The 22,110-nt window shown below is 71.2% G+C and carries 10 protein-coding genes; 4 read left to right on the plus strand and 6 right to left on the minus strand.

From position 1 onward, the window contains the following. Positions 1-22: 22 nt before the first annotated feature. From WDZ17_RS00055 to WDZ17_RS00065, 3 genes are read left to right on the plus strand one after another with little or no spacing between them, the layout of a single operon-like run. Positions 23-4,726, plus strand: a complete 4,704-nt coding sequence (locus WDZ17_RS00055) for a hypothetical protein (RefSeq protein WP_339573075.1) — start codon at positions 23-25, stop codon at positions 4,724-4,726. Between the two features lie 25 nt (positions 4,727-4,751). Continuing rightward, positions 4,752-11,168, plus strand: a complete 6,417-nt coding sequence (locus WDZ17_RS00060) for a DEAD/DEAH box helicase (protein ID WP_339573076.1) — start codon at positions 4,752-4,754, stop codon at positions 11,166-11,168. Continuing rightward, positions 11,168-13,411 (plus strand): UvrD-helicase domain-containing protein, encoded by a 2,244-nt coding sequence (locus tag WDZ17_RS00065; RefSeq protein ID WP_339573077.1) that lies wholly within the window; start codon positions 11,168-11,170, stop codon positions 13,409-13,411. Before WDZ17_RS00060 ends, WDZ17_RS00065 begins: the two co-directional genes overlap by 1 nt. Here the strand turns inward: WDZ17_RS00065 and WDZ17_RS00070 are convergent. Genes WDZ17_RS00070 through WDZ17_RS00080 form a run of 3 tightly spaced genes read right to left on the minus strand, consistent with a single transcriptional unit; the run spans position 13,401 to position 16,577 of the window. Further along, positions 13,401-15,461 (minus strand): TIR domain-containing protein, encoded by a 2,061-nt coding sequence (locus tag WDZ17_RS00070; RefSeq protein ID WP_339573078.1) that lies wholly within the window; start codon positions 15,459-15,461, stop codon positions 13,401-13,403. The two genes, WDZ17_RS00065 and WDZ17_RS00070, sit on opposite strands and share 11 nt — an antisense overlap. A 26-nt stretch (positions 15,462-15,487) precedes the next feature. Next, entirely contained in the window at positions 15,488-16,060 is a 573-nt protein-coding gene (locus tag WDZ17_RS00075) for a hypothetical protein (protein WP_339573079.1), read from the minus strand. 25 nt (positions 16,061-16,085) lie between these two features. Then, positions 16,086-16,577: a DUF4231 domain-containing protein gene (locus WDZ17_RS00080; RefSeq protein WP_339573080.1), complete on the minus strand. Its 492-nt coding sequence runs from the start codon at positions 16,575-16,577 to the stop codon at positions 16,086-16,088. A gap of 101 nt (positions 16,578-16,678) precedes the next feature. On the opposite strand from WDZ17_RS00080, the gene WDZ17_RS00085 reads away from it, so the two are divergent. Next, positions 16,679-18,052, plus strand: a complete 1,374-nt coding sequence (locus WDZ17_RS00085) for a TRAFs-binding domain-containing protein (protein ID WP_339573081.1) — start codon at positions 16,679-16,681, stop codon at positions 18,050-18,052. A 243-nt stretch (positions 18,053-18,295) separates the two neighbouring features. Here the strand turns inward: WDZ17_RS00085 and WDZ17_RS00090 are convergent, their stop codons facing one another. From WDZ17_RS00090 to WDZ17_RS00100, 3 genes are all read right to left on the minus strand, one after another. After that, entirely contained in the window at positions 18,296-19,933 is a 1,638-nt protein-coding gene (locus WDZ17_RS00090; protein ID WP_339573082.1) for a hypothetical protein, read from the minus strand. 524 nt (positions 19,934-20,457) lie between these two features. Further along, positions 20,458-21,078, minus strand: a complete 621-nt coding sequence (locus WDZ17_RS00095; protein ID WP_339573083.1) for a nucleotidyl transferase AbiEii/AbiGii toxin family protein — start codon at positions 21,076-21,078, stop codon at positions 20,458-20,460. A gap of 4 nt (positions 21,079-21,082) precedes the next feature. After that, positions 21,083-22,099, minus strand: coding sequence for a helix-turn-helix domain-containing protein (locus tag WDZ17_RS00100; protein ID WP_339573084.1), 1,017 nt, complete (start codon positions 22,097-22,099; stop codon positions 21,083-21,085). Positions 22,100-22,110 lie beyond the last annotated feature (11 nt).

A 22,110-nucleotide genomic window follows, 5' to 3' on the forward strand; every position in this document is an offset into this window, starting at 1 on the left:
GGACCAGCGGGGGACGGACGGCATGAGCACCAGCGACGCACTGGTCGTCGGCGAGGCGTGGATCTCCGAGCACTTCTTCGCCAGCGACGCCCGTAACCAGTCCTTCCTCGCGAAGGTGCTGGGGCGGCGCAAGGAGTGGGACGCCGCGGAGAAGGAGGGGCGCCCGACGCCGCGCTCGCGCTTCCGTGCGGCCCGCGGCGGCCTCGAGGTGCAGCTCGCCGAGCTGACAGAGCCGGCGGACGACGCCACCCGCGCCGAGCGGACGGCGAAGGCCCACGCGGACCTCGTCGACGTCCTCGGCCTGCGCGGCGGCAAGCACGTGGTCGAGGACGGCCCGCTGCTGCGCGTCTCGACGCCGGGCATGACCGACGCCGCACCGCTCGTCGTCGTCCGCGCCGCGCCGGTCGAGACGGTCGAGGAGCTGCTCGCCAAGGACGGCGAGACGCTGCTCGCCCCGCACGCGCTCGACGAGAGCGGCGACGCGTACACGTCGGCCGCCCGGCTCGTCTCGGCACTGTTCGTCTCCGCCGAGGCGCCGCGCTTCGTCCTCGTGCTCGCCGGCCGCTGGGCCGTGCTCGCCGAGCAGGAGCGCTGGGCGGAGGGCCGCTACCTCGCCGTCGACGTCCAGCTCGTCTGCGAGCGCAACGACACCAAGGTCGGCGGCGAGGTGGACCGAGCGCTCGTCTGCCTCGCCGGGGACTCCGTCGGCCCCGACCCCGACGGTGCCGTGTGGTGGACGGGCGTACTGGAGGAGTCGGTCAAGCACACCGTCGGCGTCTCGAAGGACCTGCGCGAGGGCGTGCGGCTGTCCATCGAGATCATCGCCAACGAGGTGGTCCGGCGCCGCGCCGCGCAGGGCCTCGAGCCGCTGCCGCAGAGCGAGGCTCAGCCGCTCGCCAAGCAGTCGCTGCGCTACCTCTACCGGATCCTCTTCCTCCTCTACGCCGAGGCGTCGCCGGAGCTGGGCGTGCTGCCCGTCGGGGCGCCGGAGTACGCGCAGGGCTACAGCCTCGACCGGCTGCGCGAGCTCGTGCAGGTCACGCTGACCGAGGACCGGGCGCAGCACGGACGGCACCTCTACGAGTCGCTCGGCGTGCTCTTCCGCGTCGTCGACCGCGGCGCGGGCGCCCCCGCCCCGACTGGGGACGAGGACGAGGGCAGCGACGGCCGCCTGACCTTCCAGCCGCTGCGGGCCGACCTCTTCCGCCCCGAGGCGGTTGCGCTCATCGACGAGGTCGGTCTCGGCAACGGCGCGCTGCAGCAGGTCCTCGGCCACCTGCTCCTGAGCAAGGAGAGCCGGGGCCGCGACCGCGGCTTCATCTCCTACGCCGAGCTCGGCATCAACCAGCTCGGCGCCGTGTACGAGGGCCTCATGTCCTACACCGGCTTCTTCGCCGAGGAGGACCTCTACGAGGTCGCCAAGGGCGGAGACGCGAGCAAGGGCTCGTGGGTCGTGCCCTCCGAGCGCGCCGAGGGTCTGCGCCCCGAGGACTTCGTCCGTCGCGAGGACCCGCAGAGCCACGAGCTGCAGCCGGTGGTGCACCGCAAGGGCACCTTCGTCTTCCGGCTGTCGGGGCGCGACCGCCAGCAGTCCGCGTCGTACTACACGCCGGAGGTGCTGACCCGCTTCACCGTCGGTCAGGCGCTGGAGGAGCTGCTCGACCAGGACGGCGAGACGACGCCGGCGGCCGACGTCCTCGGCCTCAGCGTCTGCGAGCCGGCGCTCGGCTCGGGCGCCTTCGCCATCGAGGCGGTGCGGCAGCTCGCCGAGCAGTACCTCACCCGGCGGCAGGACGAGCTGGGTCAGCGCATCGACCCGGACGAGTACCCGCGCCGGCTGCAAGAGGTGAAGGCCTACCTCGCGCTGCACAACGTCTACGGCGTCGACCTCAACGCGACCGCGGTCGAGCTCGCGGAGATCTCCTTGTGGCTCGACACGATGGTCGAGGGCCTCGACGCCCCGTGGTTCGGCTTGCACCTGCGACGGGGTAACTCGCTCATCGGCGCCCGGCGGGCGGTGTTCCGCCGCGACTCGGTCAAGGACGGCAGCTGGCACTCGGTGGTGCCCGACGACGTACCGCTGAGCAGCCTGGCGGACGACATGGCCGCCGGCCGCGTCGGGACGGACGTCACCGGGAAGATCCACCACTTCCTCCTCCCCGCCGACGGATGGGGCTCCGCGGTCGACGCCAAGGAGGCGAAGGCGTTGGCGCCCGAGGCGGTGGACCGCCTCAAGACGTGGCGCAAGGGCCTGAAGCGGAAGCCGACGACGGCGCAGGTCACTGCACTGCTCGACCTGTCGGCGCGCGTCGAGGTGCTGTGGCAGATCGCGCTGCGGCGTCTGGAGGTCGCCGAGCAGGAGATCCGCCGTGCCATCCCGGTGTGGGGCATGGACGACCTGCCGTCCGGTGGGGCGGTGCAGCGTGAGCAGATCGAGGCCGCGCTCGCCGACGCCGAAGGGGCGTACCAGCGCCTGCGGCGCGTCATGGACGCCTGGTGCGGGCTGTGGTTCTGGCCGCTCACCGACACGCTGACGACGCGGACCGCCGAGGACGGCACGGTGACGCGGATCGCGCCGCCGTCGCTGGACCAGTGGATCGACGCGCTGCGGATGCTGCTCGGCACGACGGGCAAGGACACCGCCAAGCGGCGCGACGCCGGGCAGCTCGACCTCGTCGGTGACGCGTCGTGGGACGAGCTCGACACGCACGAGCCGCTGGAGCTGTCCTTCGCCGGCGCCGCGAGCGTCGACACGGTGACGGCGAAACACCCGTGGCTGGAGGTGTGCGCGGCCGTCGCCGAGGAGCAGGGCTTCTTCCATTGGGACCTTGACTTCGCGCCCGTCTTCGCCCGCGGGGGCTTCGATCTGCAAGTAGGTAACCCGCCGTGGGTGCGGCCCGAAACCGACGTCGACGCCTTGCTCGCCGAGATCGACCCGTGGTGGAAGTTGGAGGTCATGCCGTCGGAGGGCCGGCGGGCGGATAAGCGGGCGGAGGCGTTGACCCTCGAAGGTGCGATTGAATTGCTGATAAGCGGTACGACAACGCCCGTGGTCACCGGCTCCTTCGTCGGCGCTCTTCAGCAGTATCCGCACCTGGCGGCCCTGCGCCCAGATCTCTACCGCTGCTTCATTACCCAATCCTGGCGCCATGCTTCCCGGCGAGGCACGCAGGGACTGATTCACCTCGAGTCGCACTTCACGGATGAAAAGGCCGGCGCCTTCCGTGCGGAGACGTACCATCGCCTGCGGCGTCACTGGCACTTCATCAACGAAGTCGACCTCTTCTCGGACGTGCACAACCTCATCCAGTACGGCGTCACTGTGCACGCCCATCGGCGCGACTTCATTCGCTTTCAGCAGGCATGCTGGCTCTATCACCCGGACACCGTCGGTCGATCGCAACGCCATGACGGTACGGGTGCCGAGCCCGGCCTCAAAGATGAGCACGGCAACTGGGATCTTCGACCACACCTCGGCCGCATAACGCTGGTAGACGGCAAAACGCTCAGCACTTGGCGCGAACTTCTTGGTGTCGGTGAGGCTCCCGTGCAGCAGACCCCGACTGTTTTCGCCGTAAATCGCGCGGCAGCCGACGTGATGGATGTCGTCGCGCAGAGTCGTCGCATCGCATCGCTCTCGCCGCAGGTCTGCCGGGGCTGGAACGAGACGACCGATCGTCGTAAGGGCCTGTTCGAGTCGTCCTGGGGGGCGCCGAGGACCTGGGATGACGTCATCTTGCAGGGACCGCACCTCTTCGTCAGTACGCCGCTGTACAAGATGCCGAACAAGACTATGCGGAGCAATAAGGACTGGTCGACGACTGACTTTGAGGCACTGGCGCCAGATGCGGTGCCGGTGACGGCGTACAAGCCTGCCGGTAGTCGGGACCGCTACGACTTTTCATACACGCACTGGGGTGCTGACCCCGTGGCCGCCCGAGACCATTATCGGCTGTCGTGGCGTCGCATGGCCGCGAATACTGGAGAGAGAACATTAATATCGGCCATTCTGCCGCCGGGGGCAAGCCACGTGCAGACTGTTACCTCCTTGGCTTTTCCGGAGGCGCGCGATGCTGGTCTACTGCTGCAGTGCGCCGCGGTGGCTAGTGCCATAGTCAGCGACGCCGTCGTCCGCATGACACCGAAGAACGATATCTTGCCCGGGGCGGTCGCACGGCTCGCCATTCCTGCGCAGGGCCCGCTAAGCAAGTCGCTAGAAATCCGCGCCCTGCGGCTCAATGCTGTCACCGATGCCTACGCCGACCTTTGGCGCGCCGCGGGAGCCTACAACGGCGATTCGTGGGCGAATGAGGGACGCTGTCATGTACCTATCGGCGATATGGAGGCGGCGTGGGGCCGAGGGGCGCCCTTGCGTCGCGCCGTCGACCGACGCCAAGCTCAGGTGGAGATTGATGCCATTGTCGCGGTCCTGCTCGGCGTCACAGCGGATCAACTGTGCACCGTCTACCGGACCCAGTTTCCGGTCCTGCACGGCTACGACCGGAAGGCCTACTTCTACGACGCCAACGGCCGCCTGGTCCCGAACAGCGTTCTCGTCGCCTGGCGCGCCAAGGGGGACCGCGTCACCGAAGCGGAGCGGACCGCCGTGCACCCCGGTAGCGGCGTCGCCTACACCTACGAGCTGCCCTTCGTGACGTACGACCGCGAGGAGGACATGCGCGTCGCTCACGCGCACTTCTCCCGGCTGCTGGCGGAGCGCTCGTGACGCGGGACTACCTGGAGGGCGTTGCGTGACCGAGCTGCTCCCGCCGGTCCAGGCGGCCGCCGTCCAGCGGCACGTGCTCGACTACCTGACGACGACCTTTGCGCTCACCGACGTCGATGCGGAGGACGCCCTCGACCGCTTCCTCGCCGACGACGCGTCCGGCATCTTCAAGGGGCCGTACGTGCGGCTGCGCTTGCCCTTCAAGCCCGCCGACGAGAGCTGGCGCGAGGCACTGGAGTGGCACAAGGGCTTCCCTCCTTACGGACACCAGGCCGAGGCCTTCCGCCGTCTCGCGTCGCAGCGCGCCGGCCAGCCGCGGCGCCCCGAGCCGACACTCGTCACCACGGGTACCGGCTCCGGGAAGACCGAGGCCTTCCTCTACCCGGTGCTCGACCACGTGCTCCGGGCCCGGCGCGCCGGCGTCCGCGGCATGAAGGCGCTCGTCCTCTACCCGATGAACGCCCTCGCCAACGACCAGGCGCGGCGTCTCGCCGGCATCCTCACCGACCACCCCGAGCTGTCCGGCGTCACGGCCGCGCTGTACACGGGGCAGGCCGGGCCGTCGCGCACTCTCGTCAGCGCCGAGGGGCTCATCACCGACCGGGACGTCATCCGCAGCGAGGCGCCGGACATCGTCCTGACGAACTACAAGATGCTCGACCAGATGCTCCTGCGGGAGCGCGACCAGCGGATCTGGCAGCAGAGCGCCACGAGCCTGCAGTACCTCGTCCTCGACGAGTTCCACACCTACGACGGCGCCCAGGGCACCGACGTCGCCATGCTGCTCCGTCGCCTCGGGCTCACCCTCAAGAGCCACTGGACCGACGACGAGCCCTCGGTCACCGCCGAGGACCGCGCCCGTCCGCTCGGCCGGGTGACGCCCGTCGCCACGTCGGCGACCCTCGGCGACGGCGGGGACCCGACCGCGATGCTCGGCTTCGCCGAGCGCGTCTTCGGCGAGCCCTTCGGCGACGACGCCGTCGTGACGGAGTCGCGCTTCTCGCTCGAGGAGTGGGCTGGTCCGAAGCCCGACAGCGTCGGCGGCGTCGTCGAGGCCACCGCTCTCGACGTCCACCGCGTGGTCGCCGCGCTGGACGACCTCGGGCCGGACCCCGACGGCGCCGACCTCGCCCGTACGGTGCTGCGTCATCTCTACGACGAGCCGCTCGACCCCGGCGGCGCCCCTGGTGCGTCGCTCTCGCCGTCGGCGCTCCTTGCCCTCACGCAGGCGCACCCGCTCGTCCGGGTTCTCGCCGAGGCCGCCCGTGACGCCGTGTCGCTCGACGCGCTCGTCGATGTCGTGCTCGGGGAGAGCGGCGCGCTGGCGGCCCGGACGGCCGGCCGCTCCGAGGCGTGGACCCGCGTGCTCGCCGCCGTCATCGGGATGCTCGGACACGTCCGCGCCGTCTGCGGGCGCGAGGCGTTGTCCGTGGACCTGCACCTGTGGGTGCGCGAGCTCACCCGCATCGACCGGGCCGCGGACGCTGCCACGACCTTCCGGTGGGGTGACGACGGGCCGCCCGTCGCCGACGACGGCGCGCAGCAGGCCCGGCCCTCCTGGCCGGCGATCTATTGCCGCCACTGCGGGCGCTCGGGCTGGGGCCACGAGCTCGCCCCGACCGGGCAGAGCCTCACCACCGACGACGGCTCGGTCCGCCGCAACCACGCCCGCCGCGAGGGCCGCTTCCGCCCCTTCCTCGCCGCCGTCGACGAGGACACGCGTGCCGCGGCGGGGGAGACGGTCGAGGGGCTGCGCTGGCTGTCCGTCCGCGGCCGCGAGGTGCTGACCACCCGCCCCGACGACGAGGACGACGAGGTGCGCGAGGGCTGGGTGCTGCCCGTCCTCACGCTGACGGGCAAGGACGCCGACAAGGAGGGCAAGGACGACGTCTGTCCCTCGTGCGGCAAGGCCGACGGCATCCGCTTCCTCGGCAGCGCCATCGCGACGCTGCTGTCGGTCTCGCTGTCGACGCTCTTCGGCTCGGGCGCGCTCGACCGGCGGGAGAAGAAGGCTCTCGTCTTCACCGACTCCGTGCAGGACGCGGCCCACCGGGCCGGCTTCGTCCAGGCGCGCTCGCACACGCTGACGCTGCGCGCCGTCCTGCGCGAGGCCGTCGCCGACGGGCCGCGGAACCTCGACGAGCTCGTCACCGAGGTGCTGCGCCGCGCCGGCGACGACTCCTTCGCGCGGTACCGGCTGCTGCCGCCCGACTGCGCGGACCGCGAGATCTCCTTCGTCCCCTTCTGGAAGAAGCCGACCTGGAACGACGTGCCGACGTCGGTGCGCCGCCGGGTTCAGCGGCGCCTGGCCTTCGACGCGGTGATGGAGCTCGGCCTCAACTCGCGCACGGGTCGCACGCTGGAGCTCACCGGCACCGTCGCCGCGGAGGTCGACGCCGGTGCGCCGTCCCGGCTCGTGGGCTCGGCCCGTGCGGTGCTGCAGGGCGTGGAGGTGCAGCCGACGTTCGACGGGCTCGGCGCCGGCTCCACCGACGAGGCCGCGCTCGTCGCGTGGGTCCGCGGCGTCCTCGACCGGATGCGCGCGCAGGGGGCGATCGAGCACCCGTGGTTCGCGACCTACCAGAAGGAGGACGGCACCCGCCGGTCCATCTGGTTCGCCCGGCCGCGCCAGGACGGCATGCCCGCCTTCCCCGTCGGTCGCCCCGCGCCCGGCTACCCCCGTGTCGGAGGAGGCGTCGCGCCGAAGCGGTCCGAGCTCGACCCGGTGACCTCGCCGCAGTCCTGGTACGCCGTCTGGACGTCGCGGGTCCTCGGGGTCAACCCGGCCGACGGCGGGCTCCTCGCCAAGCTGCTGCTCGAGCGGTTGGCCAGGGACGAGGTGCTCACCGCGACGAAGTCCGACAGCGGGGCGCTGGTCTACGCGCTGCCGTCGTCGTCCGTCGTCGTCCACCCGACCACCGAGCACGACCTGCGGGCGGGGCACCACCAGCTCGCCTGCGACGTCTGCCACGCGCTGACACCGGGCACGCGGACGGTCGTCGAGCAGCTCGCCGGGGCGCCGTGCACGGTGCAGCGCTGCTCCGGCCACCTGGCGCCCTCGCCCGTCGAGCCGGGCTTCTACCGGGACCTCTACGCGTCGCCGGACATGCGGCGCGTCGTCGCCCGCGAGCACACGAGCCTGCTCGAGGACGAGCGACGGCTGGAGTACGAGGAGGGCTTCAAGAGCGCCCAGGACGACCCGCAGGCGCCCAACGTGCTGGTGGCGACGCCGACGCTCGAGATGGGCATCGACATCGGTGACCTCTCCGCCGTCTTCCTCGCCTCGCTGCCGCGGACGGTCGCCTCCTACGTGCAGCGGGTCGGACGCGCCGGGCGCCTCACCGGCAACGCGCTGACGCTCGCCTACGTCACCGGCCGCGGCGAGCACCTGCCCAAGCTGGGCGACCCGTTGTCGGTCATCAACGGCGCGGTTCGTCCGCCCGCCACCTACCTCGGGGCCGAGGAGATCCTGCGGCGCCAGTACACGGCGTCCGTCGCCGACGAGCTGGCCCGCGACGCCGGTGCCCCGCACCCGCAGGGCCCGAAGGACGCCATCGGCTCGGCGGAGCTGGGCAGCTACCTCGGTGCCGTCATCGCCCGCGCCGAGGGCGACCCCGACCTGGCCGAGCGCTTCGTCGCCGGCTTCGGCGGCGGCCTGCCCGACGCCGTGAGCGACGGCCTGCGGGAGTGGGCCCGGCCGGTCGCCGGACCCGGCACGAGCCCGCTCGCCGCGCACCTGCACGACGCCAGCACGCGGTGGCAGCGCACCGTCGAGCAGCTGCGGCACCGGATCGAGGCCGTCGACGCCGTGCTCCCCGAGCTGCAGGCCAAGGTCGAGTCGCCGACGAAGACCGACGACGACGAGCAGGCGCTGCGCTCGGCGCGGACCGGGCGGCGGATGACGGCCGGGCGCCTCGCCCAGCTCACGGCCGTCGACTACTGGATCGGCGTGCTCGAGGAGCACGGCGTGCTGCCGAACTACACGCTGCTCGACGACACCGTGACGCTCGACGTCGGCATCAGCTGGATGAATCCCGACACCGGCGACTACGCGACCGACCACGCCTCGATCGAGCGAGCGTCCGCGCAGGCCATCCGTGAGATGGCGCCCGGGGCGACCTTCTACGCGCGCGGCCTCGAGATCGCCGTCGACGCGGTCGACCTGGGCGCCGACGGCGCGGAGGTGCGGCCGTGGGTCTTCTGCCCCGACTGCGGCTACGCCACCGACGTCGGCGAGGGCAGCGGATCGCCCGCGCCGGCGTCGTGCCCACGCTGCGGGTCGACGGCCATCGCCGACACCGGCCAGCGGCTCGGCGTCGTGGAGATGGCGCACGTGACCGCCGAGGTCCGGCGCGACGAGGCGCTCATCAGCGACCGGCGCGACGACCGCACCCAGGCGCCCTTCCAGGTCTTCGTCGCCGCGGACCTCGACCGCGGCGAGGCCGTGCGCGAGTGGTACCTCGGCGAGGGCGCGGCGGGCTCCGGTTTCGGCTGCACCTACCTGCGTCGCGTGGTCCTTCGGTGGCTCAACGCCGGGGTGCCGAGCCAGGGCGGCGAGCGGCAGATCTCCGGCGAGCGCCGTGGCGTCGCGCTGTTCCGGGTCTGCGCCGGCTGCGGCAAGCTCGACAGCGAGACGGGCGTCAACAAGCCGCACGAGCACCGGCCGTGGTGCCCGTACCGACGCGCCGCCGAGGAGCAGGTCGTCGCCGTCGCACTGTCGCGGACCCTGCGGACCCAGGGGCTCGTGCTGCGGCTGCCGGCCGCTGTGACCATCGGCGACCCCTTCGCCGTGCCGAGCCTGTCCGCGGCCGTCCTCCTGGGCCTGCGCGAGCAGCACGGCGGGCACCCCGACCACCTGCAGGTCGAGCGCGTCGTCGACCCGGTGCTCACGGACGGCACCGACAACGCCGACGCGCTGCTCGTGCACGACGTCGTGCCGGGTGGCACGGGGTACCTCGCCGAGCTCGCTGGACCCGAGCAGCTACGGGCGCTGCTCGTCGCCGCCTGGGACGTCGTCCGGACGTGCGAGTGCCGGCACGAGGAGCGGCTCGCCTGCCACCGCTGCCTGCTGCCCTTCGTCCGTGGCTCGGCCGACTCGGTCTCCCGCGCCGCCGCCGAGCGGCACCTGCGCCGGCTGCTCGGACTGGACGAGGACGCCGAGAGCGCCGACGGGACGAGTTGGGAGACGGTTGAGAAGCCGCCGCCGGTGGACCCGGAGTCGCACCTCGAGCAGCGCTTCCGCAGCGTCCTCGTCGACCGGCTGGAGACGGCCGGCGCCAAGGTCAGCGAGACGCCGGGCGCCTGGGGCAACACGGTCTGGTTCACGCTGCCCGGCTCGCCGCGGCAGTGGAGCCTGCGGCCGCAGGTGAACCTGCTGGGGTCGAAGCCTGACTTCCTGCTGGAGTCGACCGACACCGCGGTGCCGCGGACGGCGATCTTCGTCGACGGCCGGCGGTACCACGCGACGGTCCAGCACAACCGGCTGGCGGACGACGCGACGAAGCGTGAGGTGCTGCGCGAGAACGGGTACCTCGCGCTCGGCGTCTCGGCGGACGACGTCACTGCGGCCGAGCGGGCCGCCGCGGAGCCGGGGTGGACGGCGCCCGCGCCGTCGTGGTGGGACGAGGGCGTGAAGTCCGCGCTCATCGGGAAGTCCGCCTTCGCGGCGTCGCCCGCGGCGTACGCGCGGCTGGCACGACCGCTCGTCGACGGGCTGGTCGACTGGGTCGCGGGCCCGGACCCCGCCGAGCGGGCCCGCGTCGCACGGGCCGTGCCGATGTTCCTCGCGCGGCAGGCGACCACGGCCACGCTGGCCGACGGCCTCCCGCTCGCGGCCGCGGCGGCCGGGGTCCTCGACGGCGACACCGCCGCCGCAGGGGGTCGGTCGGTGCGGCTCTGCGCGCTGGGTGCGCTCGCCGTCGCGGTCGAGCAGGTGCCCGCAGGGCTGTCCGTGGCCGTCGTCCTCGACGACCGGGACGCCTCGCTCGACGCCGACCACGCCGACGCGTGGCGGCAGTGGCTGCGTCTGTCGAACCACCTGGGGCTGCGGGACTGGCCGACGGTCGTCACGACGCTGAGCCGGGTGCGGACGTCCGCTCCGACAGCGGCGGCATCCCCGGTCACCGACGTCGCGGCACCGGCGCCGGACCTGTCGGTGGAGTACCAGGCCGCCTACGCCGAGGCGACGTCCGACGACGAGCGCGACCTCCTGCGGGCGCTCGCCGAGCGTGGCGTCGAGGTACCGGCGATGGGCCAGGAGGCCGTCGACGGCATCCCGGTCGACCTCTCGTGGCCGGAGGCGCGGCTCGCCGTGGAGGTCCTCGAGCTGGCCGAAGAGGACCGGGCCGCGTTGTCGGTGGCCGGGTGGACCATCGTGGCCGCCGACGTCGACGAGGTCGTCGCGGCACTGCCGGACGCCGGCGCGACGAAGGGGGAGAGCTGATGGCCACGATCGTCATGGCGTCGTCGGCGAGGGCGACGAAGCTCGACGGCTCCGTCCGGTCGAGGGCCTTCGCCTTCCTCGAGAAGCTGCAGGAGAACGACGCGGCGCCGGGTCTCCACGTCGAGCCGATCCAGCAGTCGGCCGACCCGCGCGTGCGCACCGGCCGCGTCGACCAGGCCTACCGGGCCGTCATGTTCCGCCTGGACGCCGGCGGCGAGCCGCACTACGTCATCCACGGCATCTACATGCACGACGACGCGATCGCCCTGGCGAAGCGGCTGCGGCTGTCGGTGAACCCGGTCAACGGGCTGCCGAGCTTCGCCGAGGTCGAGCCGGTCGCGGCCACGCCGGCCTCAGCGCCCCCTGTCGAGCCGGCGACGACGTCGGAAATGCCGGCCTTGGCTCCTCCGGCCGGTGAGCCTGCCGCTCAGCCGCCTCCCGCTCAGCCGCCCGCTGACGACACATTGCCCGAGCCGGTGCTCGTCCGGGCGCCCGCGCCGCCTCCACTGCGGACGAGCGGCGTGACCCTCGAGCAGCTGACCGGCCGCCTCGGCGTCCCAGCGGACGTCGCGGAGGCGGCCCTGTCCGCCGACGACGAGGAGCTGCAGGCCCTCGTCGAGCGGCACGAGGGCTGGCTCGGGCTCATGCTGCTCGACCTCGCCACGGGCGCGAGCGCCGAGGACGTCGTCGAGTCCATGGGCCTCGAGCCGTCCTCGAGCACGGGGGACGCCGACGCCGACGTCATCGCCTCGCTGTCGCGGCCGGCGTCCAAGGCGCAGTTCACGATCATCGAGGACGACGAGGAGCTGCGCCGGGTCATCGAGCAGGAGGACTTCGAGGCCTGGCGGGTCTTCCTCCACCCCAACCAGCGGCAGTGGGTGGACAAGAGCACCAACGGCGCCTTCCGGCTCTCCGGTGGCGCGGGGACCGGGAAGACCGTCGTCGTCGTGCACCGGGCCCGCGCGCTGGCACGGCGCGCGCCGTCCGCGCGCATCCTCGTGACGACGTACACCCGCAATCTCGCCGCCTCGCTGGAGTCGTCCCTCGTCGCGCTGGATCCGTCGGTGCGCCGCTCCAGCCGCCTGGGGGACGTCGGCGTCGCGACGCTGGGCGTGGACCGGGTCGCCTACCAGGTGCTGGGCAACGCGCCGGACGGCGGTCGTGCGGCCGCCGCCGAGGTGCTCGGCGAGGGGTACGGAGACCTCCAGGGTCGGTCCCCGGACTCCCGCTGGCGGGACGTGCTCGCGTCGACGAGCACGGACCTGCCGCCGAGCATCGCCCACGAGTCGTTCATGGCGGCGGAGTACGCGACCGTCGTCCTGCCGCACCGCATCACCGACGAGGCCGGGTACCTCCGCGTGCGGCGCCCGGGCCGGGGGACGGCGCTCGACCGCGCGCGACGCCGGCAGGTGTGGGCGCTCGTCGAGGCCTACCGGACACAGGGCCGGATGAGCGGTCAGCTCGACTTCGGCGAGACCGCCGCCGTCGCCGCGACCCAGCTCGAGCGAACCGGTCCCGTCGTCGACCACGTGCTCGTCGACGAGGGCCAGGACCTGCAGCCGGCGCACTGGCAGCTCTTGCGGGCGTGCGTGGCGGCCGGCCAGGACGACCTCTTCATCGCCGAGGACTCGCACCAGCGCATCTACGGGCCGAAGCTCACGTTGAGCCGCTTCGGCATCAACATCGTCGGGCGGTCGCGCCGGCTGACGCTCAACTACCGGACGACGGCGCAGAACCTCCGGTACGCGATGGGCGTGCTCGAGGGCGGCCAGTACGAGGACCTCGAGGGCGGCGGCGAGTCCTCGCTGTACCGCTCCGCACGGAGCGGGCCCGCGCCGCGCGTCGTGCAGGCGGGAGGCCTCGGTGCCCAGCTGGAGGAGACGGCCACGGCCGTCCGCGGCTGGCTGGAGCAGGGGGTCCGCGCCCGCACCATCGCCGTGCTCGTCCGCGACGGCAGGACACGGACGACGGTGGCGAGAGCGCTGGGTGAGCGTCGGGTCAGGGCCCACGCCGTCGACCGCGACGTGCCGCCGAGCGACCGCGTGCTCGTCATGACGCGGCAGCGGTCGAAGGGCCTGGAGTTCTCCCGGGTCGTGCTCTTCGACGGCGGGCCGGCGGCCTGGATGGAGCAGGCGTGGGCCCGGCTCGACGACGCCGAGCGCGCGGACGCCGAATTGCGGGACCGATCGACGACGTACGTCGCCGCGACGCGGGCGCGGGACGAGCTGGTCGTCATCGAGTAGTTCCAACTTCCTCGATGCCCGACTCACCCTGAGCCCGCTCGAGGTCGCGCCCTTGCAGGCGGGAGATCACGCGCCCCATGACCAGACCGATGTCCCCTGGGCGGTGAGAACGCATCAGCAGTGCTCGGTCCTCGGGTGACAAGCCGTCGGGAGCGAGACGGTTGCGTCGCTTGCGCAGCTTCTCTCGGCTGAGCGCGAGCGTGTCGTCGAGAGCGCCTGAAGGGAAGTTGGCCCCAGGCGCCCAGAGGAGGTCGTCGATTTCTAGCTCACGAGCCACGAAGGCCGCCGCCCCTCCGAAGCCGGCGGCCACGTACAGCGGTTGTCCGGCATCGATGGTCGCGATGGCTTCCTCGACCACGCCGGGCAAGCTGCCGGTAAAGCCACGCAGCCTCCCGCCGACGAGTAGCCGCAAGCTGCCGGCCTCAGTAGTCCGCAGACGCATGGCGGTGAGTGCCGCCCCTACGGCCGTCGGCGCCCAGTCCGCGTTCTCGGGCGCCTGCACGAGACGCCCGTCCTGCCCGATCAGCTCGATACGGCCGTACGAAGCGACCCGGTCCAGAAGTGCGTCGAGCGCTTGAGGCTGCATGCGTTGATGACCCGGCAGGGGAACCGTCAGGACCAACGGCTCGGACACGCCCCCGACCGCCGCTTCGCGTCCTGAACGCTCCACCTCATCGCAGATGACGTCGGTGAAGCCCCGCGGTGAGAGGCGCCCTCCGTAGGCGAGGCCAGCTCCTGCGAGCAGCACGGCGCGACTGACCTCGGCCACGAGCAGTTCAAGGTGCTTCTCAGTCAATCCAAGCCGCGACAGGTCGGCGCTGTTCGAGACCGACAGGGTCAACCGGCCGAGCCAGGCGGCGGGCGATCCATCGGCACGCCCCTGATCGGGAGAGGTCGCGGCTGTGCGAGGCGTATTCACGGTGAAGGCGCCCGTGACTCCACGGCCGCGCGCCAAGGCAGCGAGCTCGAGGAGCTCGGTGTCCGTCAACGGGGGATCGGGGTGAACAATCGTGAGCGCCTTCGGAGAGGCGCCCCCAGCGTCTCCGAGTCTTCTTGCGAGAGTCAGCGGCTCGGGAGCGCGTGCGGGCGTCCATACGTCAGTACCGTTGTCAGTAAACTGGGTCTGCGCGCGCCACAGTGCGTGCTTCAGGCACTCGTCAACCAATCGTAGGAGAGCCGTGCGGACGCTCTCCTGCCCTGTGTAGGGCACGGTCGGCACGTTGTCGAGGAGGAAGGAACCCCTGGGCTCTCCGTGTCTCTGTGCGAGGAGTGCGACAACCGGCTTGTCCGCAGTCTTCGCGATCGACGCCTCCGTGAGAGTCCATTCGCGAGTAGCGTAGTGGTCAGTCCTCACGATGAGCATGGCGTCGGCCTCCGCGGCCTTCGTCAAGCGCTCCTTCCAATTCTCCGCCGGCTGGATGTCGACGGCATCGAAGAAGAAATTGAGGTGGGAGTCGCCGAGGGCAGAGCGTACAGCCGTCACGGCGTCGTCGGAGGCGGAGCGCATGTCAGCCTTCGCGTGGCTGACGAAGACGCTCACCGGCTTCGCGTCGGCATTGCGAGTGCGACGTAGCCATTGCGTGAGCATCTGGCTCACCTCGCGCCGGAGGTGGACGCCGTCAGTGTGACGGATGTGTTGCTGCGGTAGGCGTCCGAGGCCCCCGGGCGGGCTTCCTAGGCTAGCGGGGCATATGGGGGCCAGGAGGACCTGCTCTGGATTCTCGGCCTGAAGTTGGGCGACGGCTGACAGGTATGACGTCCACGGGCCATCGACTCTGGCGTCGCTGTACAGGTGACGTGAGTAGACAGGCAGCACTGCGGTGAATTCTGCGGCCGTCGACGGATCATCGCTGACGCTCAGCAGAGCTGTTCGTGGCTGGCCGGTGGCGTCCCACGCTGCAGCCCGCGGATAGACCTCCACGCTCCCGCCCACGAGTCCCGCGTAGGCGGCTCCGTGGAAGTGCTCCAGCAACTGCTCGACGACAGCGGCGCCCCGCTTGTCGTCAGGGTGGTGGATGATCACGACGTCGAGCAGCGGTTTCGAGGGCACGGACGGAACCTACGACGACACTGGGTTCAGCGGTAGTGCCGCGGTGGCCTCGACTTGAAGCGCACGGTCTCCCGCACCTGACCGGTCCATGCGTCGATGTACCCACTCGAGCGCGGGTGGCTCAATGTCTCGACCGGCGAGACGTCCAGTGGAAACGAACCTAGGTACACGCCGGCGACGCCTTTCTCGAGCACGCCTTCGGCCAACACGCCCTCCTCTCGGAGGACGGCGACAGGTAGACCGAGGCCATAGGCCATGGCGGTCTCTATGTGCATCCATGGGCTCGAGACGTTGTGTGCGCCGTCGGGGCCGTTGACGCGATGCTTAGCGAAGGCGACGGTAAAGACGCCGTAGCACTGAGCCATGACTCCGTACGTCCCGGCGAGCGGTTCCTGCACATCGTAATCCGTGCGCCCTAGAGTCCGCGGGTGAAGCCCGCGATGCATCAGCAGGCGCCCGAGTTCTTGCAGAAACTCGCGCTGGGCGTCTGTGTTGGGGTCTGGGTGGCTGAGGAAGATGGGTATCCTGTCTGGTTCGCCGACGAGAAATTCGCCGTCCCACTCTGGAAGGCCTGCGGGTCCCGCACTCTGCGCCACCACTATCAATCACCTCTCGTGCGTGCGCTTACCGCGTGTCCGTGCGAATGTCAGGCGCCAGGGCGAGTGTCGCCAGGGTCGTCGAGTTCTCGGCCCCGATCGCCCACTCCACTCTTTCGACGAAGCGCTGCAGGGCGACGCGCGCGTCTACCTCTCGGTAGATGCCCGCCGAGGCGAGGAAGAGGTGCTTCTCGCGGTCCAGATACTGTTCTGTGTAGCGGTAGTTCTCCCACTGCTCACGCAATCGGAGTACCCCGTCGAGCGTGAGGGCTAGAAGTGTCACGAGGGCGCCGGCAGCTGTGGCGTAGCGTAAGCGGTCATCCCACAGGCCGCACATGAGGACAGTGGTTGACCCAGCCAGCAGGCCCGTGACACGGACCCGCAGGTAACAGCGCTTGCAGAAGCGGGCTCGCGCGTCGTACCAGTGACGGTACTGCTCGACGCGGTCCCGGAGGTAGTCCTCTGCGCCTGGTGGGCTACTCATGAGTCCCCGTCCCGGACGTAGCGCATCGCTGGCCAACCAACCATCGTGTCCTGGACAAAGTAGGGTGCCCCTCCTCCAGCCCGCGCCAGACACGCCGGAGGTGCCCCTTGGGACGACGACCGTACTGCTTCGCCGTCATGCCCTTCGGGGTGAAGCCGCATCCAGAGAGCGGCCAGTCAGTCGACTTCGACCATGTCTTCGAGAAGTCCATCAGGCCTGCCATCGAGGCGGCGGGTCTCGAACCTCTCCGTGACGACATGACCACCGTCGGCGGCATGGTGCAGAAGTCTCTCTTCGACGCCTTGTTGATGTGCGATTTCGTTGTCGTCGACCTGACGGCGGTAAACGGCAACGTCTTCTATGAGTTGGGGATCCGTCATGCCGTTCGCCCAGCCAGCACGGTCGCCATCACGGCGAGACCTGATGCGATGCCCTTCGATGTCCGCAATCTACGGGCTGTTCGTTATCAGCTCGACGACCACGATCGGCTCGACGACAGAGCGGCTCAAGACCTGAGAGAGGCGCTGACGGAGGCGTTGCTTCAGGCGAAGAGCAAGGCTAATCTTGACGCCAAATACATGGACAGCCCCCTGTACCAACTTGTGGAGAGCTGGAGGCCACCGCCGCCAGCCAGCATGAAGACGGACGACTTCGCCGCCCAGGTGGAGCGAGATCAGCAGCATCGCTATGCCTTGGCTGGCGTGCGCCGCGTGGCCATCGACAAGGATGTCATCGCTGCCCGACGCCTGATGCAGAAGTGTGAGGCTGGCCTGCCTGAACCGTCCCGGCGTGAGCCGGCGCTCGCCATGGACGTCCTGCTCACGCACCGGGCCCTGGAGGACTGGGACTCCATGATACGCGTCGTTGAGGCCATGCCGCCGACTTTGAGGAATCGGTCGACGCCGCTGGAACAGTTGGCTTTCGCGTTGAACCGCCGTGCGGAGGTGACGGGATCGGACGTGGACCTGAGCCGCGCCCTCGAGGTGCTGCGTGCCCTGGTGAGCGAGGCAAGAGGCACCTCGGAGACCTTCGGGCTCATCGGCCGCGTGCACAAGGGAGAATGGAGACGTGCCACGTCGGGACGGCGTCGGGCGAGTGCACTCGCTAGCGCCATCGACGCCTACGCTGAGGGGCACTGGCGCGACATGACTGATCCTTACCCGGGCATCAACGCCTGTACGCTGGCGACCATTCGCGGTGATCGTGACGACGTGGCCCTCGTTGAGCGCATCCTGCCCGTCGTCTCCTACGCCACAGAGGTGCAGCTGCACCGTTTCGAGCCGACGTCTTGGATGTTCGCGACCATGCTCGAGGTGTCCGTTCTGCGCGATGACCGCGTGTGGGCGCTCAAGTGGCTCGAGGAGGCCTTGGTGGCTTCGGGGGACCGGTGGGGTCCTGTGACGACGCTGCAGACGCTGAATGACCTACTTGCCGCCTATCGGGTTCGGGACGGGGAGCGCGGCGAGTGGCTCAACGCCTTCATTGAACAATTTCGCGAGGCTTTCGATTAGTATCGCCTGGAGTGTTGCGGCCGAATTGCCCAATGACCTATCGTCGTGCATTTATGGAGGGGCTGTGGGTATTTTGTCTACGCCCATGTCGGCCCCTGCTCGTCAGGCGGACTAGGGCGCGTCTTTCTAACGGCTCCAAGTCCGCCCGTTCAGGTCGTTGAGCTGGGCGGGCAAGTCACCGAAGACGACCGCGAGGTCGGGGAAGCTCTCGCCAGGAGGTAGGAGCCTCGCCGTCCCCGCGCGCTACGTAGGTACACCTACCGATCCAGCGGGCAGGGATGTCGCCCTCGTCGCCGCGCTCGTCAGGACGGGGACACCCCGTCGCGTGAGAGCGTCACGCTCCTCGTCCGGGATCGTCATCGACGCGGCGAGCACCGCGGCGAGGGCACCCACATGCTCGTCGGTGGTCTCGGGGTGGAAGGTCCACCGCACGTTCTCTTCGCGCGTGATGACGTCGATGCGAGCCTTCCCGCCCGCCTCCTCCGCGGTGGCCGCGCGGACGTAGCGCACAAGGTCGAGCGAGACGCTGCTCGCGACCTTGCCGTGCTCGCGCAGGTCGCCAGGCCTCGCCGTGACGATCCGGCGGTCCGTGACGGCGACGACCGCCGCCCACTTCTCGGGGTCGAGCCGCCCGAGCAGGACGGCGCCCTTGGCGAGGTCGTCGAGGCGGAAAGGGAAGGCTAGGCACCGGACGTGCTCGCCGTCCTCGAGCAGCCACCGCAGCACGCGGAGGTAGGGCTCGTGGTCCAGGTCGGCCGGGGCGCAGACGACGTCCGGCTCCTGCGGTGCGGGCGCCTGCGGGCGTAGGACGTCGGCGAGCGGCCGGATGGCGTCGAGCAGCTGGCCACACGTCAGGCGGACCGCCTTCGCGTCCTTGCGCTTCTGCGTCAGCGGCATGCCCGCTCGGCCGCGCAGCTCGGCGATGATCTGGAGCTCGCGCGTGAGCGCGTCGACGAGCGTCGTCGTCGTGGCCAGCCCCGAGGCGAGCTCCTCCTGGGCGTCGCGGGTGATGACGTCGACGAGGCGCGCCTCCGCCGGGTCGTCGGCGCCGGCGGTCCGCGCCCGACCGGCGCGCAGGGCCTGGTAGCCGGTCCACCCCTTGAGGGAGGACAGCAGCGCGTTGGTGTCGAAGACGATGGCCTCGGCGTTCGTCTCCAGGTACTGGCGACGGTCCTGGGCGTCCCGCTTGTCGAGCTGCCGGACGTGCTCGACGACGTTCTCGCGGTAGAGGCCGAGCTGCTTGCGCAGCGGCGCCTCGCTGCCCGCGATGCTGTCCCACAGCGACTCCGGGACGGCGCCGACCTCCCGCGCCTGGGCGACGACCCCGTCGATCGACGCGACGAGGCCCAGCAGCTCGGCCCACTGCTCGCGGCGGATGGTGGTGAGCACCTGCGTCGTGAGGGCGATGTTCGTGCTGACGAGGCCGCTGATCTCGCTGAGCTTCATCTGCAGGGCGACCATCGCCACGGCGGGACCGATGACGGCCGCGGCGGTCACCGGGTTCAGCGCCGCGACCGGGACGAGCCGCGCCTGCGCGACGATCTTCCCGCCCTTCATGACCGCGCCGAGGTTCGCGCCGTTCTTGATGGCGAGCGTCGCCCCGCCGTTGACGAGAGCCTGCGTCTCGGCACCGAGCCGGAAGAGCCCCTGCGCGCCGGTGACGGCCTTGCCGATGCCACCGCCCGCCGTCGTCAGCACCCCCGCGGAGGCAAGAGCCGTGGAGATCCGCGCCCGGTCGTCGGTCGGCACCAGGCCGAAGTCGACGAGGTCGAGGCCCGCGGGCACGTCACCGAAGACGACCGCGATGCCGGGGAGGATCTCTGCGAGGACGGTCGACGGCTCGGCCCTGGCCCCTTCGGGATCCTGTGCCGACGTGACCACGGGGGCCGACCCCACCGCGTCGCTGCGTCCGCTGCCCGCTCCGTCGTCGCTGGTCGCCGACGTCGATGAGTCCTGCACAGTGCCCCCCGTGACACGGCGACGGCCGTCGTCCGCCTCTGGTCCCGGACCTTACGGGCAGCCCCTCCGTCACTCGGCCGTCTCGTCGACGTTCGCCGGGCCGCCTCGCCACGAGGAGCGCCGGCGGCTCGACCTCATGGCAGGTCGCCGCGCTCCACCACCCGTTCGGAGCAGTGACGGTCGGCGGTCCGGTCGCCACGACAGGCGCGACCTGGTGAGACGGAGGTCCGTCGGTCGCCGGGCGGGGTGCGACGACCGTGCCGGCGTCGTCGGCCGCGGCGTACGGCTGCCACGAGCACAAGGCGCTCGCTGCGCTCAGATCGTCATCGGCTGTCGCGCCTCGTGGCGGCCAGGAGCAGCTCACCGACGAGGTCGAGGTCGTCGGTGGTGAGGTCGCCACCCACGGCGTCGATGCGCTGCCGCACGAGGCGACGCTGCCGGACGAATCAGTGCTCGACGTGCCACGCGATGTCGTCGGCGATCTCGGTGCGCACGTCGCTGACCTGGCGGAGCGCCGGTTGCCGTGTGGCCGGGTCGGTGACGTGGTGGACGATGTCGTGAAGATCGGTGCCCGCCTTGGCCGCGCCGCGGTCCATGACCGCCTGGAGCTTCATCGCCACCAGCGGACCGGGCTCGGCCACAGACGTCGTCACGGTGACAGCGGCCCCGCCCGGGACGGTGACCTCGATCTCGACGTCCGTCGCCGTGTCGAACGCCCAGGCGTGCGCCGCCGCGTGGAGGCGGTCCCCGGGGTCGTCGCTCGCTTCGTCGAGCTCGATCTGCCGGACCTCGAGGACGTCGACGGTGACGTCGCCGTAGGGGGTCGGCAGCACGACGGCGGTCGGGTCGACCGACCGGGCTCCGTCCGCCCCACGGAGGAGCTCGAGCTGGGGGACCTCTCCCCGGCGTCGGTCCACCACGTCGAGGTCGACGGTGGCCCGGTACGGCGTCGACAAGCGCGCGAGGACGGCGAGACCGCCGACGACGACGGGCGGGGTGCCCGTCAGCGACCGCACCTCCTCGATGCCGTGCACGACCGCGGCCATCGCGGCACCCACGAACCGCACGGGTTCACCAAGCACGGGGCCACTGCCCGTCCGGGATCCACGCCTCGAGCACCTCGCGTCCGCGGCCGGCGTCCTGGGCGAGGTCCAGCGCGACGAACAGGGGGTGTGCGAGCGGCCACCGCGCCGCGCCGTCCCCTCGCCAGCTCCTGAGCACCGCGGCCGCCGGTACCGGCGCGGCGCGCACCGTGGCGACCGCCTGCCCTCCCGGTGCCGCCGAGCCGAGCAGGGTGACGGCGCGACGGACGACAGCAGGGTCGGGGACCACGAAGTCGTGCACCTGCCCCGACCGGAAGGCCAGCGGCGCGCCGTACGCGGCCGCCGCCGCCGAGTCGGTCAGGGCCCACCCCGCCTCCTGGCCGACGGTGGCCAGCCCGAGCCGCAGCGTCGTCGCCACACCGACGTCCGTCGGCGACGGCGGGCGTGCGAGGCCGGAGCGCTGGGTAGGCCAGTGCTCGGCGACCTGCCAGAAGAGGTCGGTGCGCTCCACCGCGCCGCCGTCGAGCAGACCGTCGCGTCGGAGGGCACCGAGCACGTCCGAGACCGTGCTCGGCGCTCGTCCCAGCTCGCGGGCCAGCGCCCGGACGGCTGCCTGCCGCTCGGGTCGTAGCAGCAGGGCGGTGGCGACCTCGAGCCCTGCCTTGCCGCTCAGCGCGCTCTTGCGTGCGGCCCGCCCCTGCACGGGCGTGATGTCGGTGTCGACGAGCACCTGGTCGGTGCGCAGAGCGAGGTGACCCCGGAGGTCCAGGTAGCCCAGGCCGGGTGCGCTGAGGACCTTTCGTGCTGGGGCCGTCACCCGGTCGGCCACGACGAGGAGTACCCCACCGGTCGGTGGCGGTGCTGCGGCGAGCCGACGTGCGTCGTCGTCGGTGACAAGAGATCGGCGCTTCACCTCGACGGCGATCGGCGCCCCACCGCCGACGTGGACGACGACGTCCGGCGCCTGTGCCCCGTGCCCTTCCTCCGAGGTGCTCGTCTGCAGACCGATCTGGTGCAGGGCGTCGACCACGAGGGCCTCGTCCATGACGCCACTCC

The organism is Pseudokineococcus basanitobsidens, from assembly GCF_037482545.1.
GTDB lineage: Bacteria > Actinomycetota > Actinomycetes > Actinomycetales > Quadrisphaeraceae > Pseudokineococcus > Pseudokineococcus basanitobsidens.